General features: G+C 46.9%; 17 protein-coding genes. 15 read left to right on the top strand and 2 right to left on the bottom strand.

Features of this window, described 5'->3' with window-relative positions:
* The first annotated feature begins 12 nt into the window (after positions 1 to 12).
* On the top strand, positions 13 to 744 hold the full coding sequence (locus tag LIR34_RS01600) for a peptidylprolyl isomerase (RefSeq protein ID WP_173901713.1): 732 nt from the start codon (positions 13 to 15) through the stop codon (positions 742 to 744).
* 122 nt (positions 745 to 866) lie between these two features.
* Here LIR34_RS01600 and LIR34_RS01595 read toward each other — a convergent pair whose 3' ends face one another.
* Complete coding sequence (locus LIR34_RS01595) at positions 867 to 1,430, bottom strand: tRNA (mnm(5)s(2)U34)-methyltransferase (protein WP_173901714.1); 564 nt, start codon at positions 1,428 to 1,430, stop codon at positions 867 to 869.
* A 188-nt stretch (positions 1,431 to 1,618) separates the two neighbouring features.
* On the opposite strand from LIR34_RS01595, the gene coaBC reads away from it, so the two are divergent.
* The 3 genes from coaBC to LIR34_RS01580 all read left to right on the top strand — a co-directional run bounded on the left by coaBC (position 1,619) and on the right by LIR34_RS01580 (position 4,349).
* A complete protein-coding gene (coaBC, locus tag LIR34_RS01590) occupies positions 1,619 to 2,824 on the top strand; it encodes a bifunctional phosphopantothenoylcysteine decarboxylase/phosphopantothenate--cysteine ligase CoaBC (RefSeq protein ID WP_173901715.1) in 1,206 nt (401 codons plus the stop codon).
* Between the two features lie 95 nt (positions 2,825 to 2,919).
* Complete coding sequence (locus LIR34_RS01585; protein WP_161284426.1) at positions 2,920 to 3,558, top strand: ECF transporter S component; 639 nt, start codon at positions 2,920 to 2,922, stop codon at positions 3,556 to 3,558.
* A gap of 26 nt (positions 3,559 to 3,584) precedes the next feature.
* Positions 3,585 to 4,349 carry a type III pantothenate kinase gene (locus tag LIR34_RS01580; RefSeq protein ID WP_161284427.1) on the top strand — a complete coding sequence of 255 codons (765 nt, stop codon included), beginning with the start codon at positions 3,585 to 3,587 and terminating at the stop codon, positions 4,347 to 4,349.
* A gap of 67 nt (positions 4,350 to 4,416) precedes the next feature.
* On the opposite strand, the gene LIR34_RS01575 is transcribed toward LIR34_RS01580, so the two are convergent.
* Positions 4,417 to 5,298, bottom strand: coding sequence for an RluA family pseudouridine synthase (locus LIR34_RS01575; RefSeq protein WP_173901716.1), 882 nt, complete (start codon positions 5,296 to 5,298; stop codon positions 4,417 to 4,419).
* A 214-nt stretch (positions 5,299 to 5,512) separates the two neighbouring features.
* On the opposite strand from LIR34_RS01575, the gene LIR34_RS01570 reads away from it, so the two are divergent.
* From LIR34_RS01570 to LIR34_RS01520, 11 genes are all read left to right on the top strand, one after another.
* Positions 5,513 to 6,955 carry a L,D-transpeptidase family protein gene (locus tag LIR34_RS01570; protein ID WP_173901717.1) on the top strand — a complete coding sequence of 481 codons (1,443 nt, stop codon included), beginning with the start codon at positions 5,513 to 5,515 and terminating at the stop codon, positions 6,953 to 6,955.
* 147 nt (positions 6,956 to 7,102) lie between these two features.
* Positions 7,103 to 8,278: a cobalt-precorrin-5B (C(1))-methyltransferase CbiD gene (gene cbiD, locus LIR34_RS01565; protein ID WP_173901718.1), complete on the top strand. Its 1,176-nt coding sequence runs from the start codon at positions 7,103 to 7,105 to the stop codon at positions 8,276 to 8,278.
* Positions 8,278 to 9,036 carry a precorrin-4 C(11)-methyltransferase gene (gene cobM, locus LIR34_RS01560; protein WP_161284431.1) on the top strand — a complete coding sequence of 253 codons (759 nt, stop codon included), beginning with the start codon at positions 8,278 to 8,280 and terminating at the stop codon, positions 9,034 to 9,036. The genes cbiD and cobM overlap by 1 nt, the downstream gene beginning before the upstream one ends.
* Before the next feature lie 3 nt (positions 9,037 to 9,039).
* A complete protein-coding gene (locus LIR34_RS01555) occupies positions 9,040 to 10,131 on the top strand; it encodes a cobalt-precorrin 5A hydrolase (RefSeq protein ID WP_173901719.1) in 1,092 nt (363 codons plus the stop codon).
* Positions 10,124 to 10,855, top strand: a complete 732-nt coding sequence (gene cobJ, locus LIR34_RS01550) for a precorrin-3B C(17)-methyltransferase (protein ID WP_161284433.1) — start codon at positions 10,124 to 10,126, stop codon at positions 10,853 to 10,855. Before LIR34_RS01555 ends, cobJ begins: the two co-directional genes overlap by 8 nt.
* Positions 10,848 to 12,851 (top strand): precorrin-6A reductase, encoded by a 2,004-nt coding sequence (cobK, locus tag LIR34_RS01545; protein WP_173901720.1) that lies wholly within the window; start codon positions 10,848 to 10,850, stop codon positions 12,849 to 12,851. Before cobJ ends, cobK begins: the two co-directional genes overlap by 8 nt.
* The gene (locus LIR34_RS01540; protein ID WP_173901721.1) at positions 12,848 to 14,251 is read left to right on the top strand and encodes a cobyrinate a,c-diamide synthase; all 1,404 of its coding nucleotides are present in this window, start codon (positions 12,848 to 12,850) and stop codon (positions 14,249 to 14,251) included. The genes cobK and LIR34_RS01540 overlap by 4 nt, the downstream gene beginning before the upstream one ends.
* A complete protein-coding gene (gene cbiB / locus LIR34_RS01535; protein WP_295300025.1) occupies positions 14,248 to 15,228 on the top strand; it encodes an adenosylcobinamide-phosphate synthase CbiB in 981 nt (326 codons plus the stop codon). Before LIR34_RS01540 ends, cbiB begins: the two co-directional genes overlap by 4 nt.
* Before the next feature lie 30 nt (positions 15,229 to 15,258).
* Positions 15,259 to 16,335: a pyridoxal phosphate-dependent aminotransferase gene (locus LIR34_RS01530; RefSeq protein ID WP_161284437.1), complete on the top strand. Its 1,077-nt coding sequence runs from the start codon at positions 15,259 to 15,261 to the stop codon at positions 16,333 to 16,335.
* Between the two features lies 1 nt (position 16,336).
* On the top strand, positions 16,337 to 17,866 hold the full coding sequence (locus LIR34_RS01525) for a cobyric acid synthase (RefSeq protein WP_173901723.1): 1,530 nt from the start codon (positions 16,337 to 16,339) through the stop codon (positions 17,864 to 17,866).
* Positions 17,866 to 18,507, top strand: coding sequence for a precorrin-8X methylmutase (locus tag LIR34_RS01520; RefSeq protein ID WP_173901724.1), 642 nt, complete (start codon positions 17,866 to 17,868; stop codon positions 18,505 to 18,507). The genes LIR34_RS01525 and LIR34_RS01520 overlap by 1 nt, the downstream gene beginning before the upstream one ends.
* The last annotated feature ends 37 nt before the right edge of the window (positions 18,508 to 18,544 follow it).

Genomic DNA, 18,544 nt, shown 5'->3' with positions numbered 1-18,544 from the left:
GAGGAATTGACAATGAAATCCAGATTTTTGGCAGCAGTTTTTGCAGTGGTTCTCACAGCTGGTACACTTACGGGCTGTGAAAGCGCGAAGACATCCGAGCCGACAAAAACAGAAACTGCAAAAGAGGAGACTTCTTCAGATAAGGAAGTGACACAGGAACCTGTAAGTGAGGAGGAGGCAGCAGCCGACGGTTTTACAGATGGAAGCGACGGAGAGAGTGCAAAACTGGATACCAGTGAGGAACTGACAGGGATCCATCATGCGGGGATTGATATTAAGGATTATGGAAGCATCGAGATAGAACTCGACGCAGATACGGCACCGATCACTGTGACCAATTTTGTAAAGCTGGCTCAGGACGGTTTTTATGACGGCCTGACTTTCTGGCGTATCATAGATGGTTTTATGATGCAGGGCGGTGACCCGAAAGGCAATGGAACGGGCGGTGCGGATGAGACGATCAAGGGCGAGTTTTCCAGCAACGGTGTGAAGAACGATATCTCCCACACAAGAGGAACTATTTCCATGGCAAGATCCAGTGATCCGGACAGTGCAAGTTCTCAGTTCTTTATTGTTCAGTCAGACAGTACCTTCCTGGATGGGGACTATGCAGCCTTTGGTCATGTGACAGAAGGTATGGATGTGGTAGACAAGATCTGCAAGGATGCAGCTCCGACGGATGACAATGGAACGATCGAGTCAGAGAAACAGCCTGTGATCGAGAGTATCACGATCAAGGACTGACGGGAGATCTCACAGGAATCAGATTAAACGGCGACAGAAAATACAGATATAGATCCGGGATTACAGGAGTCTTTATCCGTATGGTCTGCCGCCGTTTTTGCTGATATCAAAGGGAACCAGGGTTACAGTTTGATGATAAGGACAGGAATGGGTGGATGGTTGGGACGGTTGTAATAATCGCTTCGGATGACCAGGTATTTATGCGGATCAAGTGTTGCAAGCCACGTAAGAACTGCATCCCGTTCCTCGAAGCCGGAATCTCCTCCACTGTAGATGCAGAGAGAGATCAGACCGCCTTTTTTGAGAAGAGAGAGTCCCTGCGTCAGAGTCGCAATGCTGCTGTCGCTTTTGGTTGCCATGGTGTGGTCTCCGCCGGGAAGATAACCGAGATTAAAGGTAATACAGCTCACAGAATTTTCTTTTGCATAGGAAGACATCTGTGTGTGCGATTCAAGCAGCAGAGTATAGTTGTCCGGGGCATCTGCCTTTGAGAGGCGTTCCTTTGTGCTTTTTACTGCCTGTTCCTGAATATCAAAGGCGATGACTCTGCCATCTTTGCCGCAGAGTGTGCTGAGAAGAAGCGTATCATTACCGTTTCCCATGGTAGCGTCGATACAGAGATCTCCGGGAGAGACCTGTTCTTTTATAAAACGTGCACACCATTGTGTAATCTGAAAATTTTTCATAAGTAACTCCTTTCGTCTTTGGCAGGCAGACACTTTGGAATGTATATGACAGGGTGCTGCCCTGTTTTTATTATAATATAAAAATGAGTACAAAAAAAGAAACACAGCAAAAATTCATTGCAATTGTCAGTGAGGCTGTTATAATGGAACAGATATGAAAACTGTGAACAGAGAAGGAAGGATCATTTATGTTAAAGGGTAAAACTGTTCTTCTGGGAGTCACCGGAAGCATTGCGGCATACAAAATTGCATATCTTGCAAGTGCACTGAAGAAGCTTCATGCGGAAGTACATGTGCTGATGACGAAGAATGCAACGAACTTCATTACACCGATTACATTTGAATCGCTTATCGGAACGAAATGTCTGGTAGATACCTTTGACAGAAACTTCCAGTTTCAGGTAGAGCATATTTCGATCGCAAAGAAGGCAGATGTGGCGATGATCGCACCGGCCAGTGCCAATGTGATCGGCAAGCTTGCACATGGGATCGCAGATGATATGCTGACAACAACTCTTATGGCATGCAAATGTAAGAAATTTATTTCCCCTGCCATGAATACAAATATGTTTGAAAATCCGATCCTGCAGGATAATCTCAAAACGCTTGAGCATTATGGATACGAAGTGATCCAGCCGGCAAGTGGTTATCTTGCCTGTGGGGATACCGGGGCCGGCAAGATGCCGGAGCCGGAAACGCTGCTTTCCTATATTTTGAGAGAAATCGCAAAGGAGAAGGATCTTGAGGGAAAGAAGGTTCTGGTTACAGCCGGACCTACCCAGGAAGCCATTGATCCAGTGCGTTATATCACAAATCATTCTTCGGGTAAGATGGGATATGCACTTGCAAAGGCGGCTATGCTCCGTGGCGCCGAGGTTACGCTGGTCAGTGGACCATGCAGCATCACACCACCACCTTTTGTAAAGGTAGTTCCGGTGGTAACGGCAAAGGATATGTTCGATGCCGTGACGTCTGTAAGTGCGGAGCAGGATATTATCATCAAGGCAGCAGCAGTGGCAGACTATCGTCCCCTTAAAGTCTTTGATGAGAAAGTCAAGAAGAAGGATGAAGAGATGAGTATTGCCCTGGAGAAGACAGACGATATTCTGAACTATCTTGGCGAGCATCGTACGAAAGAACAGTTCCTCTGCGGATTTTCTATGGAAACACAGAATATGCTTGGTAATTCCAGAGCCAAACTTGGAAAGAAGCATCTGGATATGGTTGCAGCGAACAACCTTAAGGTTGAAGGTGCAGGCTTCCAGGGTGACACCAATGTACTGACTCTGATTACACAGGATGAAGACGTATCACTCCAGCTTATGAGCAAGGAGGATGCAGCCAATGTCATCCTGGATAAAATCCTTTCTGTTATGAAAGAAAGGAATCAGTAACCCGTTCACCAGGAGGCGGGTAAATAAATCACATACCCGCAGTTCCGTACCGTATTGTATCCCTTAAGGAGGGAACGATAACAAGGAGGAAAATTATGAAAAGCAACAAATTCACCACATCACAGCTGACAATTCTTGGTCTGATGTCAGGAATCCTTTTTCTGATGGCGTACACACCACTTGGATACCTCAACATAGGACCTCTGGCAGTTACCTTTAATGTCATTCCGGTCGCAATCTGTGCGGTTGTTCTTGGACCGACAGGAGGAGCCGTGGCTGGAGCTGTCTTTGGACTGACCAGTTTTCTGCAGGCAATGGGAATCGGTGGAACCAGTGCACTGGGAGCAGCTTTATTCCAGATTAATCCGTTTTTAAGTGCAGTTCAGTGTTTTGTACCACGTATTCTTGACGGACTTCTGATCGGATATATTTTCAGAGGAATGAGAAGAAAAACAAATGTATATGTGTCCTGTGCTGTAACCGGATTCTTTTCCGCATTTCTGAATACTTTATTCTTTATGAGTGCACTGATCGTAATGTTCGGAAACACAGAAGTAGTTCAGAATCTGATGGGTGGAAGAAATGTAATTATCGGATGCTGCCTGATGGTAGGTGTCAATGCGATCTGTGAGATGGTTTCTTCAACGATCCTCACAGCGGCAGTGGGAACTGCACTTTCCAAAGCTCATCTGATTCCGGCATCTCAGATTGCAAAACCTGATGCTGTCGCATAAAAAGCATAAGAACAGGAATGAGAAATATGATTTTAGCCATTGATATCGGAAACACCAACATTGTAGTTGGCTGTATTGAAGAAAAGAAGATTTATTTTATAGAGAGAATCTCCACAAACCATACCAAGACAGAACTGGAATATGCCATCGATCTCAAGACGATACTTGATATCCATCATATCAAACGTCCGGATATTGAGGGAGCTATTATTTCTTCTGTAGTTCCACAGATTACGAATGCTGTGAAGCTTGCAGTCGAAAAAATCCTCAAGAAGCAGCCGATGATCCTGGGACCCGGAGTCAAGACAGGACTGAATATTGTTCTTGATAATCCTGGAGAGATGGGAGCAGACCGCGTTGCGGACGCAGTTGCAGCACTGGCACAGTATCCGGTACCGCTTGTTATCGTGGATATGGGAACAGCAACAACTATTTCCGTTCTGGATGACAGGAAACGTTATATTGGCGGTATGATTATGCCGGGAGTCAGAATTTCTCTGGACGCACTGACCGCCAGGGCTTCTCAGCTCAGTGGGATCAGTATTGAAGAGCCAAAGAGACTCATTGGACGGAACACCGTCGACTGTATGAAGAGTGGGATCCTTTATGGAAATGCAGCAGCGGTGGACGGTATTGTGGACAGGATCGAAGAGGAGCTTGGACAGAAGGTTACCGTGATCGCTACGGGTGGAATGTCCAGAAAGATCATTCCGCACTGTAAACGGGAGATGATCCTCGACTGCGATCTGCTTCTCAAAGGACTTCAGGTCATCTACGATAAAAACAAATAAGAATTATTAAATAAAAGTCATTTCTTTCAACTGTATAAAAACAGCGGAGCGAAATGACTTTTTCTTTTCAGAATCCCCGTGTCATATCGTGTGGGACGGGGGCAGTGAAGCAAAGGTCTTTGCCGGTCAGAGGATGGCGGAAATTTAATTGGTAAGAATGAAGGGGCTGACGTTTAAAATGATCATATACCGGACAATACAGATAATCCGCAGGGAGCGGGTGTCCAATGTATCCCATATGCACCCGAATCTGGTGAGTACGCCCTGTTTCCAGATGGATTTCCAGGAGGGAGTGATCATTTCGGACGGCGAGCCGCTCATAATGTGTGACCGCAGTTTCGCCATACTCCGGATCGACCTGACGCTGGATTACGGAATCCGAGACACGGCCGATGGGAGCTGAGATGGTTCCGGACGGTGGAGTAACACCGCGGACCACAGCCAGGTAAGTGCGCCGGATTTCTCTGTTACGCATCTGTGCAGAGAGAATCGCGGCACTGAGGGCATTCTTGGCAAGAACCAGGGCTCCGGAGGTGTCACGGTCCAGACGGTTGATGCAGCGGAAGGGACAGAATTCTCCTCTTTCCTGGAAATAAAAAGCAGCGGCATTGGCGAGCGTGTTGGTATAATTTCCAATGGAAGGATGGACCGGCATATCGGCGGGTTTATTCAGGACAAGAATGTCCTCATCCTCATAAAGAATGTTAAGGGGCAGGGATGCAGGAACGATTCCTTCCGTGGTGGCTGTTTCCATGACGCGAACCCGGAAAAAATCTCCTTCTTTTAGAATGCTTCGTCCCCCGGCACGCACTCCATTTACGAGAAGTGCCTCTTTATCAGGCTTCATGGAAGTCAGGATATGCCGGGAAAATCCCTTTGAGCGCAGAAATTCAAGCACCTGCATACCGGCTTCCTGTGATGTGATTGTGTATGTTAAGATTTTATCCATAAAAATTCTCCGTTTTGATGATTGGTCTGGCATCAGTATAGGACAACGACATGAAAAATTCTACAGATTTTGTAAAAATAAATGGAAAATGGAATCACAATCTGATATATAATAAGGTAAATAGTGGTTACAGGGCATTTATGACTCGCCGTTATAATAAAAAGGAAAATTATTACATAAGCTAAGAATACATAAGGCCGGGGGAATGAGACAAATGAGCGAAGAAAAAAAGATCAGCAGGAAGACACTAAAGATTATTTTAGGCGTGTGTATCGGGGCCATGGCTGCACTGACAGTGGGATTTTTTGCCTATATCCATATCGCAGATACGAACACGCTGGGGCGTAAGATTTCGATTTATGGCCTGGATGTGTCCCGGCTGAGCACAGCAGATGCAAAACAGAAGATCCTGACAGCTTTTCAGAATAAGAAAATAGTATTTCAGGAGAATGGTCAGGAGGTTTACAGCCTGACACTGAAAGACATGGGCTACAGCCTGGACGAGAGTGATCTTGAGGTACAGCTTACAGAACTTCAGAAGAAGAGAGAGGCAAACCGTAAGATCTTTGCAAAGCAGGAAAATGTCAATATTTCCTACAAGGTCAACAGAAATACAGAGCAGGAAAAAACAGCCCTTGCTGCAGAGCATTTTGGAGACAGAGAACGTACCGCTTCCACAGATGCATCGATTCAGTACGATGACCAGAAAAGAGAATTTACACTTACCAGTGAAAGCCAGGGTGATGAGATTGATGAAAGTCGACTTTTAAGTTTCGTCGATCAGACACTGGATGCAGATTTTACTTCCGGACTTCTTGATGAGGAAGCCAGGATCACAATGGGAACAGAATGCTATAAGCTTCCGCAGACTTCTGCTGATGAGGAAATGCAGAATAAACTGGCCGCTTTGAATGAACAGCTTAAGAAGTACAGAAGCACAACCATCACCTATACCTTTGGGAATACTACAGAGGTTCTGGATTCCCAGACCATCGATTCCTGGATCACGATCGACGGAGAGAATATCGGAATTGATCAGGAAGCCGCGAAGACATATATTCAGAATCTTGCGAATACCTACAATACGATCTATGTGCCGAGAACCTTCCATACATCATACGGAAACGATGTGACAATCTCCGGGAATGAATATGGTTTCCAGATCGACCAGGATGGGGAACTTTCACAGCTCCTTGAGGACTTAAAGAGCGGTACGGCAGTTTCCAGAGACCCAGTATACAGCATTCAGGGAATGCAGCGTAACGGAACGGACGATCTGGCAGGAAGCTATATTGAAGTCAGTCTGGATAATCAGCATCTGTGGCTTTATAAGGACGGTGCACTTGTGACAGAAACTGACATTGTAAGCGGTGCTCCGACCAAGGGCAGAGAGACGTATCGTGGTGCATGGCCGATCGCATACAAGGCAAGTCCGTTTGAATTATCAAGCGAAGAGTATGGATATAACGTCAAGGTAAACTATTGGATGCCATTCGTATATGGTCAGGGGCTTCATGACGCATCCTGGCAGTCTTCCTTTGGGGGAAACCGTTATAAATCCGGTGCCGGAAGCCACGGTTGCATCAATCTCCCCGAAGATCAGGCGGCGTTGATCTATAATACGATCGATGGCGGCTATCCGATCATTATCTATTAAATTTCACAGAGACGTACTGCAGTAATGATTTTGAATCATTGCTGCGGCGCGTCTCCTTTTTTGGAAAAAATATGGGAAAAAGTGCATTTCGTTGACATTTTTTATACAAAATAATATAATTAATGGGCAGATGCAAGGAGGAATTTTATGGTACATAAAACCGGACTGGAAGACTATTATGTAGTCAGAAATCAGAAGAAATTACGCTTTGGTTATACAACTGGTTCCTGCGCGGCAGGAGCAGCCAGAGGAGCAGCGGAGCTCCTTTTGGGAGAAGATGAGATCGAAGAAGCAGAACTTATGACCCCGAAGGGGATTCTTCTTCATCTGGAACTTCTGGACATAAAGCGGGATGAGAACGCGGCAAGCTGTGCAGTCCGTAAGGATGCGGGAGACGATCCGGATACCACGAATGGAATCCTGGTTTATGCAAAAGTTGAGAAATTTCAGATACGGTCGGATATGGAGGATCGTATTGTAATAGATGGAGGCACAGGAGTCGGACGGGTGACCAAACCCGGGCTTTCCCAGAAAATCGGGGAGGCTGCGATCAATCCGGTGCCGAGGGCTATGATCTTACAGGCAGTAGAGGAAATCGCGGACAGGTATCACTATGAGGGCGGACTCAAGGTGACAATCTCTGTTCCGGAAGGGGAAAAAATAGCCAGAAAGACCTTCAATCCCCGTCTGGGAATTGTTGGCGGTATCTCGATCCTTGGTACATCCGGGATCGTAGAGCCTATGAGCGAGAAGGCTCTGATCGACAGTATCCGGGTGGAAATGTCGCAGCATGCGGCAATGGGAGAGCAGTATATGCTGGTGACTCCCGGAAATTATGGAGCCGATTACCTGAGAGAGCATATGGCACTTCCCTTCGAAAAAAACATCAAATGCAGCAACTATGTGGGTGAGACAATTGATATGGCCGTTGATATGGGGGTGAAGGGAATCCTCTTTATTTCCCATATCGGTAAATTTGTCAAGGTTGCGGCGGGTATCATGAATACCCATTCACACAGTGCAGATGCACGTATGGAGGTACTTTGTGCCAATGCCATCCGTGCAGGAGGGGATCTTGCATGCGCCAGATCCATTCTTCAGTGTAACACCACAGACGAAGCCCTGCGTGTCCTCGATGAGAATCATATTCTCAGAGAAACTATGAAAGAGATCACAGACAGGATCCAGTTTTATCTGGATCATCGTTCCTATCAGCAGATCCTGCTTGGTGCGGTGATCTTTTCTAATGAATATGGATATCTTGGACAGACAGAGCATGCAGCAGAACTTATCAACAAAATCAGTAAAGGAGATAGAGAGTAATGGTACATTTCGTAGGAGCAGGTCCGGGAGCACCGGATCTTATCACAGTCAGAGGAAAACAGTATCTTGAGGAGGCTGACGTTATCATCTATGCAGGATCTCTTGTGAATCCGCAGCTTCTCGAATACAGCAAAGATGTATGCACGATCCATAACAGTGCCAAAATGACACTGGAAGAAGTGATCAGTGTGATCGAGAATGCAGAGGCAGAAGGAAAGACAACAGTACGTCTTCACACAGGAGACCCATGCATCTACGGTGCGATCCGTGAGCAGATGGATATCCTCGATGAAAAAGGAATTGCTTATGATTATTGTCCTGGAGTCAGTGCATTCTGCGGAGCAGCCAGTGCGCTGAATCTGGAATATACACTTCCGGAGATTTCACAGAGCGTGATCATCACCAGAATGGAAGGACGTACTCCTGTTCCGAGCAAGGAGAGCATTCAGTCCTTTGCAGCACATCAGGCAACTATGGTTGTATTCTTAAGTACAGGAATGCTTGAGGAACTGAGCAGAAGACTGATCGAGGGCGGATATACAAAGGATACTCCGGCGGCGATCGTTTACAAGGCAACCTGGCCGGATGAGAAGAAATTTGTCTGCACAGTCGGCACACTTGCACAGACAGCAGCAGAGAATAATATCACCAAAACAGCACTTATGATCATCGGAGACTCTGTCAAGGCGGCTCAGTATGACCGCTCCAAGCTCTATGATCCGGGATTTACAACGGAATTCCGTGAAGCGACAAAATAAATTATGAATACTGCAGAAAAAGAATCTGACGATGACCGCAGGATTTCTATTATCTGTTTCAGCCTTACAGGTAAAGAAACTGCACAGAAACTTAAAGATGGGCTGGAGAAGTGCGGCTATCATACAGAGTTATACAAAAAAAGCAGATACCTGGAAGATTCTATCGCTGAGAGTACAGCAGACTGGACAGCAGAGCACTTCCACAGGGAGGATGGACTTATTTTTGTCGGAGCCTGTGGGATTGCTGTGCGCAGCATCGCACCGCAGGTTGCCAGTAAGAAGTCAGACCCGGCAGTTCTGGTCGTGGATGAGTGCGGACAGTTTGTAATCTCACTTTTGTCCGGACACCTGGGCGGAGCGAATGAACTGAGCCTGAAAGCGGCACAGATCCTGGGGGCACAGCCGGTCGTGACGACAGCGACAGACCTTCATAAGCGGTTTGCAGTCGATGTTTTTTCCAGAAAAAACGACTGTGAAATTCTGTTCATGAAGGCTGCGAAGGAGGTTTCAGCGGCACTGCTGGCGGGTAAAACCGTAGGATTTTACAGTGAATTTCCATTCGTGGGAGCACTTCCAAATGGATTGACAGAATGTGATGCAGAGGGAATTCCGCTCGGGGGAGAATCCGTACCGGAAGCTGGAGTGGCGGTAACGATCCATCCTTCCTGCCAGCCGTTTGCGTCTACGACACAGGTCGTGCCGTCGGTGGTTACACTTGGAATGGGCTGCAGGAAGAACAAAGAAGCTGCCATCATCCAAAAAGAGGCCGAGAACTGTCTCAGGGAGGCGGATATTTACCGTCAGGCAGTCAGAAATCTTGCAAGTATTTCCATCAAGAAAGATGAGCCGGGTCTGAATGCCCTGGCAGAAGAATGGAAGCTTCCTTTTGTCACCTATACAGAGGAAGAACTGAAAAATGTCGAAGGAGAATTTACTCCGTCTGCTTTTGTAAGGACCATCACAGGTGTGGAGAATGTCTGTGAGCGAAGTGCAGTCCTGGGTTCAGACAATGGCAGACTGATCAGAAAAAAGACCGGAAGAGAGGGTGTGACGACAGCTCTTGCACTCCGGAAATGGGAGGTACGTTTTGAATAAAATATATGTTGTAGGAATCGGACCGGGAGGCTGTGACCAGATGACCGGTATCGCTATGGAAGCCCTGAAAAACAGTGACGCGATCATCGGATATACCGTTTATGTAGATCTTGTAAAGGATACATTCCCGGATAAGGAGTTTCTTACCACACCGATGAAAAAAGAAGTAGACCGCTGTGTGCTGGCATTTGAGGAGGCAAAGAAGGGTAAGGTTGTTTCTATGATCTGCAGCGGCGATGCCGGTGTTTATGGTATGGCCGGTCTTATGTATGAGGTTGGAGTGAATTATCCGGATGTTGAACTTGAGATCGTTCCGGGTGTCACAGCAGCTCTTGGAGGGGCGGCAGTACTTGGGGCACCGCTGATCCATGATTTCTGTCTGATCAGCTTAAGTGATCTTCTGACCCCGTGGGAAAAGATCGAAGCCAGACTTCTTGGTGCGTCTCAGGCAGACTTTGTGATTTGTCTTTATAATCCATCCAGCAAAAAACGTCATGATTATCTTCAGAAAGCCTGCGATCTGATGATGCAGTACAAATCTCCGGACACTGTATGCGGAACTGTATGCAATATCGGACGTGAAGGCGAAGAGTATCATCTGATGACACTCAGAGAACTTCGTGATACACAGGTGGATATGTTTACAACCGTATTTATCGGAAACTCTCAGACAAAAGAAATAAACGGTAAGATGGTAACACCACGAGGATACAGGAATGTATAAAGTCATTGTATTTGCCGGGACGACCGAAGGATACGAGATCAGTCGTTTCCTCAGCGAAAACCAGCTCCCGATGCTTGCCTGTGTTGCAACAGAATATGGCTCAAAGTCTCTGCAGGAAAATTCCTGTCTGCACGTACAGGCAGGAAGACTGGATGAGCAGCAGATGAGGGACCTTTTTTTCAGAGAGAAACCGGAGCTGGTTCTGGATGCGACCCATCCGTATGCGGCGGAGGTGACACAGAATATCAGGAAAGCCTGTGAGGAAACCGGAGTTTCTTATACAAGAATCCTCCGTACAGGAAGTGAGCAGCAGAATGCTGTTTATGTCCGGGATGCAAAGGAAGCAGCGGAGTATCTCGAAGGGACAGAAGGAAACGTGCTTCTGACAACCGGAAGTAAGGAACTGGCAGTATTTACTTCTGTTTCAGATTATAACAAAAGGCTGTTTGCCAGAGTACTTTCTCTCCCGTCAGTGATCGAATCCTGTCAGGCACTTGGCTTTGAGGGCAGAAATCTGATCGCAATGCAGGGACCTTTTTCAAAAGAACTGAATCAGGCAATGCTTGAACAGTATCAGTGTAAGTATCTGGTTACCAAGGATTCCGGGAAAGCAGGCGGTTTCCTGGAGAAGATCCAGGCGGCAGAGGCCCTGGGCGTGACGGCAGTGATCATTGGCAGACCGCTCGCTGAGGAAGGACTCTCCTTAAAGGAATGCAGACATATGCTGATCGAGCGTTATGGCCTTAAGAAAGAGCAGAACGTTACACTTCTCGGAATAGGTATGGGCAGCATTGGAACTCTGACTTTGGAAGGGCGAGAAGCTGTCAGAAGTGCAGACTTGATTGTAGGGGCCAGAAGGATGGTTGATGCTGTACGACTTCCGGGACAGGATTTCCTGTATGAATACCGAAGCAGGGAGATTGCAGCGTATCTTGCAGAGCATCCAGAATATACGAAAGTTGTGGTTGCACTGTCCGGTGACGTCGGATTTTACAGCGGTGCAAAGAAGCTTGTGGAACTTCTTGGTCCGGAAACCAAAATGATCTGCGGGATTTCTTCTGTAGTTTATTTTATGTCGAAGATTGGACTTTCCTGGGATGATGCAAAGATTGTCAGTGCACACGGCAAGACCTGTAATCTTATTTCGCTGATTCGTGAGAACCGTAAGGTTTTTGCAATTCTCGGAACAAATGACGGAGTCCGTAACCTGGCAGAGAAGCTTACATTTTATGGAATGGGTGATGTTATCCTCCATGTCGGGGAAAATCTTTCCTACGATAATGAAAAGATTTTTTCAAAACAGGCAAAAGAACTTGTTTCCTATGAGGGAGATCCGTTGAGTGTGATCTGTGCGTACAATCTCAAGGCAGAGCCGGAGCCGGCAACGCATGGACTGTCAGACGAAGAATTTATCCGCGGCAAGGCACCGATGACCAAGGCAGAAGTGCGTACGGTTTCGCTTGCAAAGCTGAAACTTTCGAAGGATGCAGTTTGTTATGATATTGGCGCAGGAACCGGATCTGTTTCTGTGGAGATGGCACTTCGTGCATCCGAGGGCGAGGTTTATGCGATCGAGAAAAAGGAAGACGCACTTGCACTTCTTGCACAGAATAAGAAGAAGTTTGCACTGGATCATATGTACATTATTCCGGGAACTGCACCGGAGGCACTGGAAGAACTGCCGGTTCCGACGCATGCTTTTATCGGAGGTTCTTCAGGAAATATGAAAGAGATCGTTGAGCTTCTGATAAAGAAGAATCCGCAGGTGCGGATCGTGATCAACTGTATTACACTGGAGACGGTGGGAGAGGCACTTGGCTGCATCCGTGAGCTTGCGAAACAGGAAGGCTGTGAATGTGAGAATGAGATTGTCCAGCTCTGTGTTTCCAGATCCAAAAATATCGGAAGGTATCATATGATGATGGGAGAAAATCCTATTTACATCATCACGGTACAGATGCTTAAAACTTCAGAAGAAGTGGAGGAACAGGCATGAAAATACCAAGAATCCTTCTGGCAGCCGGAAGCAGCGGAAGTGGTAAGACCCTGATCACCTGTGGACTTTTGCAGGCACTTATGGAACGTGGTGTCAAAACGGCATCCTTTAAATGTGGTCCGGACTATATCGATCCGATGTTCCACAGCCGGGTGATTGGAACAAAATCCCGAAACCTGGACACCTTTTTTACAGAGTCTGAAGTAACCAGATATCTCCTTGCCAGAACTGCAAAGGACTGTGAGATTGCAGTCATGGAAGGCGTTATGGGATTTTATGACGGCGTGGCGGGAACGACAACCAGAGCCAGTGCCTATGATCTTGCCAAAGTGACAGATACACCGGTTATTCTGATCGTGAACAGCCGGGGGATGAGTGTATCTCTGGCGGCTTATGTCAGAGGCTTTATGGAATACAGAAAAGACAGCCATATCAGAGGTGTGATCTTTAATCAGATGTCTCCGATGCTGTATCCGAGAATGAAGAAACTTCTGGAGGAAGAACTGGGAGTTGAGGTTCTTGGTTATGTTCCGAAGGTGGAGGACTGTGTGATCGAGAGCAGACATCTTGGACTGGTCCTCCCGGATGAAATCCCGGAATTAAAAGAAAGACTTCATAAGCTGGCCGGCGTCCTTGAAAAGACGCTGGATATTGACCGGATCCTGAAGCTTGCACAAAAAGCACCAGAGATCTCGGACACAAAGCCGGAGGCTGTATCTGATTTCCGTCTTCCGGAGCCGGTGCGTATCGGAGTTGCAGAGGATGAGGCCTTCTGTTTTTTCTATGAGGATAATTTTGAACTTCTGAAAGAAATGGGAGCAGAACTGATCCCGTTTTCGCCTCTAAAGGACGGGAATTTTCCAGATGAACTGGACGGACTTCTTCTGTATGGAGGCTATCCTGAATTAAACGGAAAAAAACTGGAACAAAATATCCCTATGAGAAACAGGATACGTGAAGAATTGAAAGCAGGAATGCCATGTATGGCAGAGTGCGGAGGTTTTATGTATCTCCATGAAGAACTGGAGGGAATGGACGGAAGGTTTTATCAGACAGTCGGGGTTATTCCCGGCAGAGCGTACCGTACACCGAAGCTCTCGAGATTCGGTTATGTGACGCTGACACAGAAAAAACCGGTCTTTGGAAGAGAGGATTTTGGAGAGATCCCGGCACATGAATTCCATTATTTTGATTCTGAAAGCTGTGGAGATGATTTTCACGCGGCGAAACCAGAGAGTCAGAGAGGCTGGGAGTGTATTCACGGAAGCGACAGCATGATGGCTGGTTTTCCGCATTTATACTATTATGGAAATCCTGAAGTGCCGAGGGCTTTTCTGGAGAAATGTCTCGCATACAAAAAACAGAGATCTTTTTTAAGACAGGAGGATCAGGAAGAGTGACAAACGTGATCTATCATACGATAGCCCTGGCAGCAGGGTTTTTACTTGATCTGATATTTGGAGATCCCAGATGGCTGTATCATCCGGTCTGTCTGATCGGAAATCTGATCTCCATACTGGAAAAGGGAATCCGCAAAATCTTCCCCAAAACAAATGCAGGAGAGCTGGCTGGCGGTTTTGTGGAAACCCTAGTGGTCTGTCTTTTTTCTTTTGGTGTACCGGGCATCGTACTGTATCTTTTGTATGGACATTTCCCGGCAGCAGGCGTGCTTCTGGAGACTTTCTGGTGCTATCAGCTTCTTGCAACGCGATCTTTAAGGGATGAGAGCATGAAGGTGTATGACCGTCTGGTGAATGGAACGATTGAGGAGGCACGTTATGCAGTTTCCATGATCGTGGGAAGAGATACGAAAGAACTTACAGAGACCGGTGTGACCAAGGCGGCGGTAGAAACAGTGGCAGAAAACTGTTCTGACGGAGTGATTGCTCCGATGATCTACATGGCGATCGGTGGTGCTCCACTTATGTTCCTGTATAAAGGGATCAACACAATGGATTCCATGCTGGGCTACAAAAACGATAAATATTTATATTTTGGAAGATGCAGTGCAAAGCTTGATGATGTGGCAAATTATCTTCCGGCAAGAATTTCCGGCTGGCTGATGGTGGCGGCCTCTTTTATCTGCGGCATGGACGGCAGACAGGCGGCCAGGATTTATCGCAGGGACAGAAGAAATCATGCAAGTCCAAATTCTGCACAGACAGAGGCAGCTATGGCAGGGGCTCTTGATGTGCAGCTTGCCGGAAATGCTTATTATTTTGGTAAATTATATGAGAAACCGACGATAGGAGATCCGATCCGTGCAGTGGAGCCGGAAGATATCCGACGCTCAAACCGTCTGATGTATGGAACGGCCATTCTTGGCATTCTGATCTGTCTGCTCATTCGGATCGCTGTCGGATTCTGGGTTTTATAAAGGATTAGACGGCAGCAAAGGAGAAAATAAATGAAACACGTACACGGGGGAAATATCTATACTTACAAAAACTGTCTTGATTTTTCCGCAAACTGTAATCCCCTTGGAACACCGGAGAGTGTAAAACAGGCAGTCCGGGACAGTCTGGATCATCTGAAAGATTACCCGCAGGTGGGCTATGCACCACTGAAGGAGGCAATTGCAGCTTATGAGGATGTCAAACCGGAACATATTATCTGCGGCAACGGTGCGGCTGAATTAGTGTTTTCACTTTGTCATGCACTGAGACCCAAACGGGCGCTGATCCCGGTGCCTACCTTTGCCGAATATGAGCAGGCACTGGAAAGTGTTGGCGCACAGGTGGAGCATGTGCTTCTTAAGGAAGAAGAAGAGTTCCGTGTCCAGGACAGTTTTATTGACTGGCTTCATAAAGACCTGGATATGGTTTTTCTCTGCAACCCGAATAATCCGACAGGGATGCTTACGGACAGGGAATTTCTGTTTAAACTGCTCCGTGTCTGCCGGGAAATGGATATTTTTCTGGTGGTGGATGAATGTTTCCAGGATTTTATCCGGGATCCGGGCCAGTACAGTCTGAAGGCACAGCTTCCGAGATACCATAACCTGTTTCTTCTGAAGGCATTTACGAAGCGTTATGCGATGGCAGGGGTCCGTCTTGGATATGGGATTACGGAGAATGAGGAGCTTCTTGAAAAGATGACACTGGCCACACAGCCATGGAATATTTCTGTTCCTGCACAGGCAGCAGGAATTGCGGCACTTAAAGAGACAGATTATGTTGAAAGAGCACGAAATCTGATCTTTGAGGAGGCAGAGTATTTAAGCGGGGAACTGTATAAGCTTGGAATGACTGTTTTTCCTTCGCAGGCAAATTATCTGTTTTTTAAGGGTCCAGAGGATCTTTTTGAAATCTGTGTCAGAAAGAATGTCCTGATTCGGGACTGCAGCAACTATCCGGGACTTGGAAAGGGATTTTACCGTGTGGCAGTGCGGACTCACGAAGAAAATGAACAGCTGATCCGGACGATCCATGACGGACTTATGGAAGAACGAAAGAAAGCACAGCAGGAAGAGGAGGAGCAGTAGAATGGCAAAAGCGATCATGGTGCAGGGAACAATGTCAAATGCGGGCAAAAGCCTTCTGGCGGCGGGACTCTGCCGTATCTTCAGGCAGGATGGATACCGGGTGGCCCCTTTTAAGTCACAGAATATGGCATTGAATTCTTTTATCACAAAAGAAGGACTGGAAATGGGAAGGGCACAGGTCATGCAGGCAGAAGCAGCAGGAATCGAACCCTCGGTTCTTATGAATCCGATTCTTCTCAAGCCGACGAATGACGTGGGATCTCAGGTTATTGTAAATGGTGAAGTTCTTGGCACAATGAGTGCAAGGGACTATTTTGCCTACAAGAAAAAACTGGTTCCGGACATTATGAAGGCATTCGATGCACTTGCTGCCGAGAATGATATTATTGTGATAGAAGGAGCAGGCAGCCCGGCTGAGATCAACCTCAAAAAAGAAGACATCGTCAATATGGGAATGGCAAAGATGGCAAAGGCACCGGTGCTTCTGGTCGGAGATATTGACCGTGGAGGTGTATTTGCACAGCTTTATGGAACGGTGGAGCTTCTTGAGGAAGATGAAAGAAATATGATCAAGGGACTGATCATCAACAAATTCCGCGGAGACAAGACCATTCTTGATCCGGGTGTGGAGATGCTTGAGAGCAAGTGCAGGATTCCAGTGGTGGGAGTTGCACCATATCTTAATATTCAGGTGGAGGATGAGGACAGCCTTACCGAGCGTTTTGACAGACCTCAGGAAGTTGGGATGATCGATATGGCGGTTATCCGTGTGCCGAGAATTTCCAATTTTACGGACTTTAACCCACTGGAGAGTATACCGGGAGTTTCGCTTCGTTATGTACAGCACCCGTCAGATCTCAAAAACCCGGATGTGATCTTTCTTCCGGGAACCAAAAACACGATGGATGATCTCAAATGGCTGCGCGAAAGTGGAATGGAGGCACTGATCCTCAAAGAAGCTGCAAGAGGAACCCTGATCTTTGGTGTCTGTGGCGGTTATCAGATGCTGGGCGAGAACCTGAGTGATCCGCACGGCGTGGAAGCCGGCGGTTCCATGCGTGGAATGGGACTTCTGCCGATGGATACCGTGTTTGCCCAGACGAAGACGAGAACACAGGTGACAGGGCATTTCCTTTCGCTTGAGGGAGACTTTGCACCTCTTAGGGAGGTTGCATTTACAGGATATGAGATCCATATGGGAGAGAGCACCTGGAAGGAAGGTGCAGCTGCCAGTACCTTTACGAAGGACACAGTGACCGGAAAGGAAAAAAGAGAAGGTACTTTTTACCACAATGTCTGCGGTACTTATGTACACGGGATCTTTGACAGGGAAGAAGTGGCACTCGGGCTTGTGAAGGCAGTGGGTGACAAAAAAGGAATTGATGTATCTGAGATGGAAGGTGTGGATTTTGCAGCGTTTAAGGAGTCACAATATGACATCCTGGCGGCAGAACTGAGGAAACATCTGGATATGAAAAAAATCTACGAAATACTGGACGAAGGAATAGAACCGGAAAAGGAGACGATCTGATGAAGGTTGAACTTGAAAATGTAAAGCCGATGGACATAGAGAAAAGAAGCTTTGAGATCATCACGGAAGAGCTTGGAGATACCCCGCTTGTCCCGGGAACTGAACTTGTGGTAAAGCGCTGCATCCATACAAGTGCAGATTTTGACTATGCCAAAAATCTCTGTTTTTCACAGGATGTCATAGAGAAAGCAATGGATGCAATCAGAAATGGTGCCTGTATAGTCACAGATACACAGATGGCGAAATCTGGTATCAACAAACGTGCACTTGCCCGTTACGGAGGCGAAGTATACTGTTTTATGTCCGATGAGGATGTGGCAGAGCTTGCAAAGAAGCATGGAACCACAAGAGCAACAGCGAGCATGGACAAGGCTGCCGCTCTTGACAAAAAGTTGATCTTTGCGATTGGAAATGCACCGACAGCACTGGTACGCCTCTATGAACTTATTGAGGACGGAAAATTATCACCGGAGCTGATCATCGGTGTTCCTGTTGGGTTTGTCAATGTTGTGCAGTCAAAGGAACTGATCATGCAGGCAGATGTGCCGTATATTGTTGCAAGAGGACGGAAGGGTGGAAGTAATATTGCCGCCTGTATCTGTAATGCTCTGCTGTACATGATCGATAACCGGAGAGACTGAAGCACAAAAATTCAAGAATGAAAAAGAGGACTGTCTG

Origin of the sequence: Blautia sp. MSK17_66 (genome assembly GCF_020538025.1) — a bacterium.
In the GTDB taxonomy this organism is placed as follows: Bacteria; Bacillota; Clostridia; order Lachnospirales; family Lachnospiraceae; genus Blautia_A.
The sequence above is the reverse complement of the archived record's forward strand: the minus strand, read 5'-3'. Positions and strand labels throughout refer to the sequence as shown.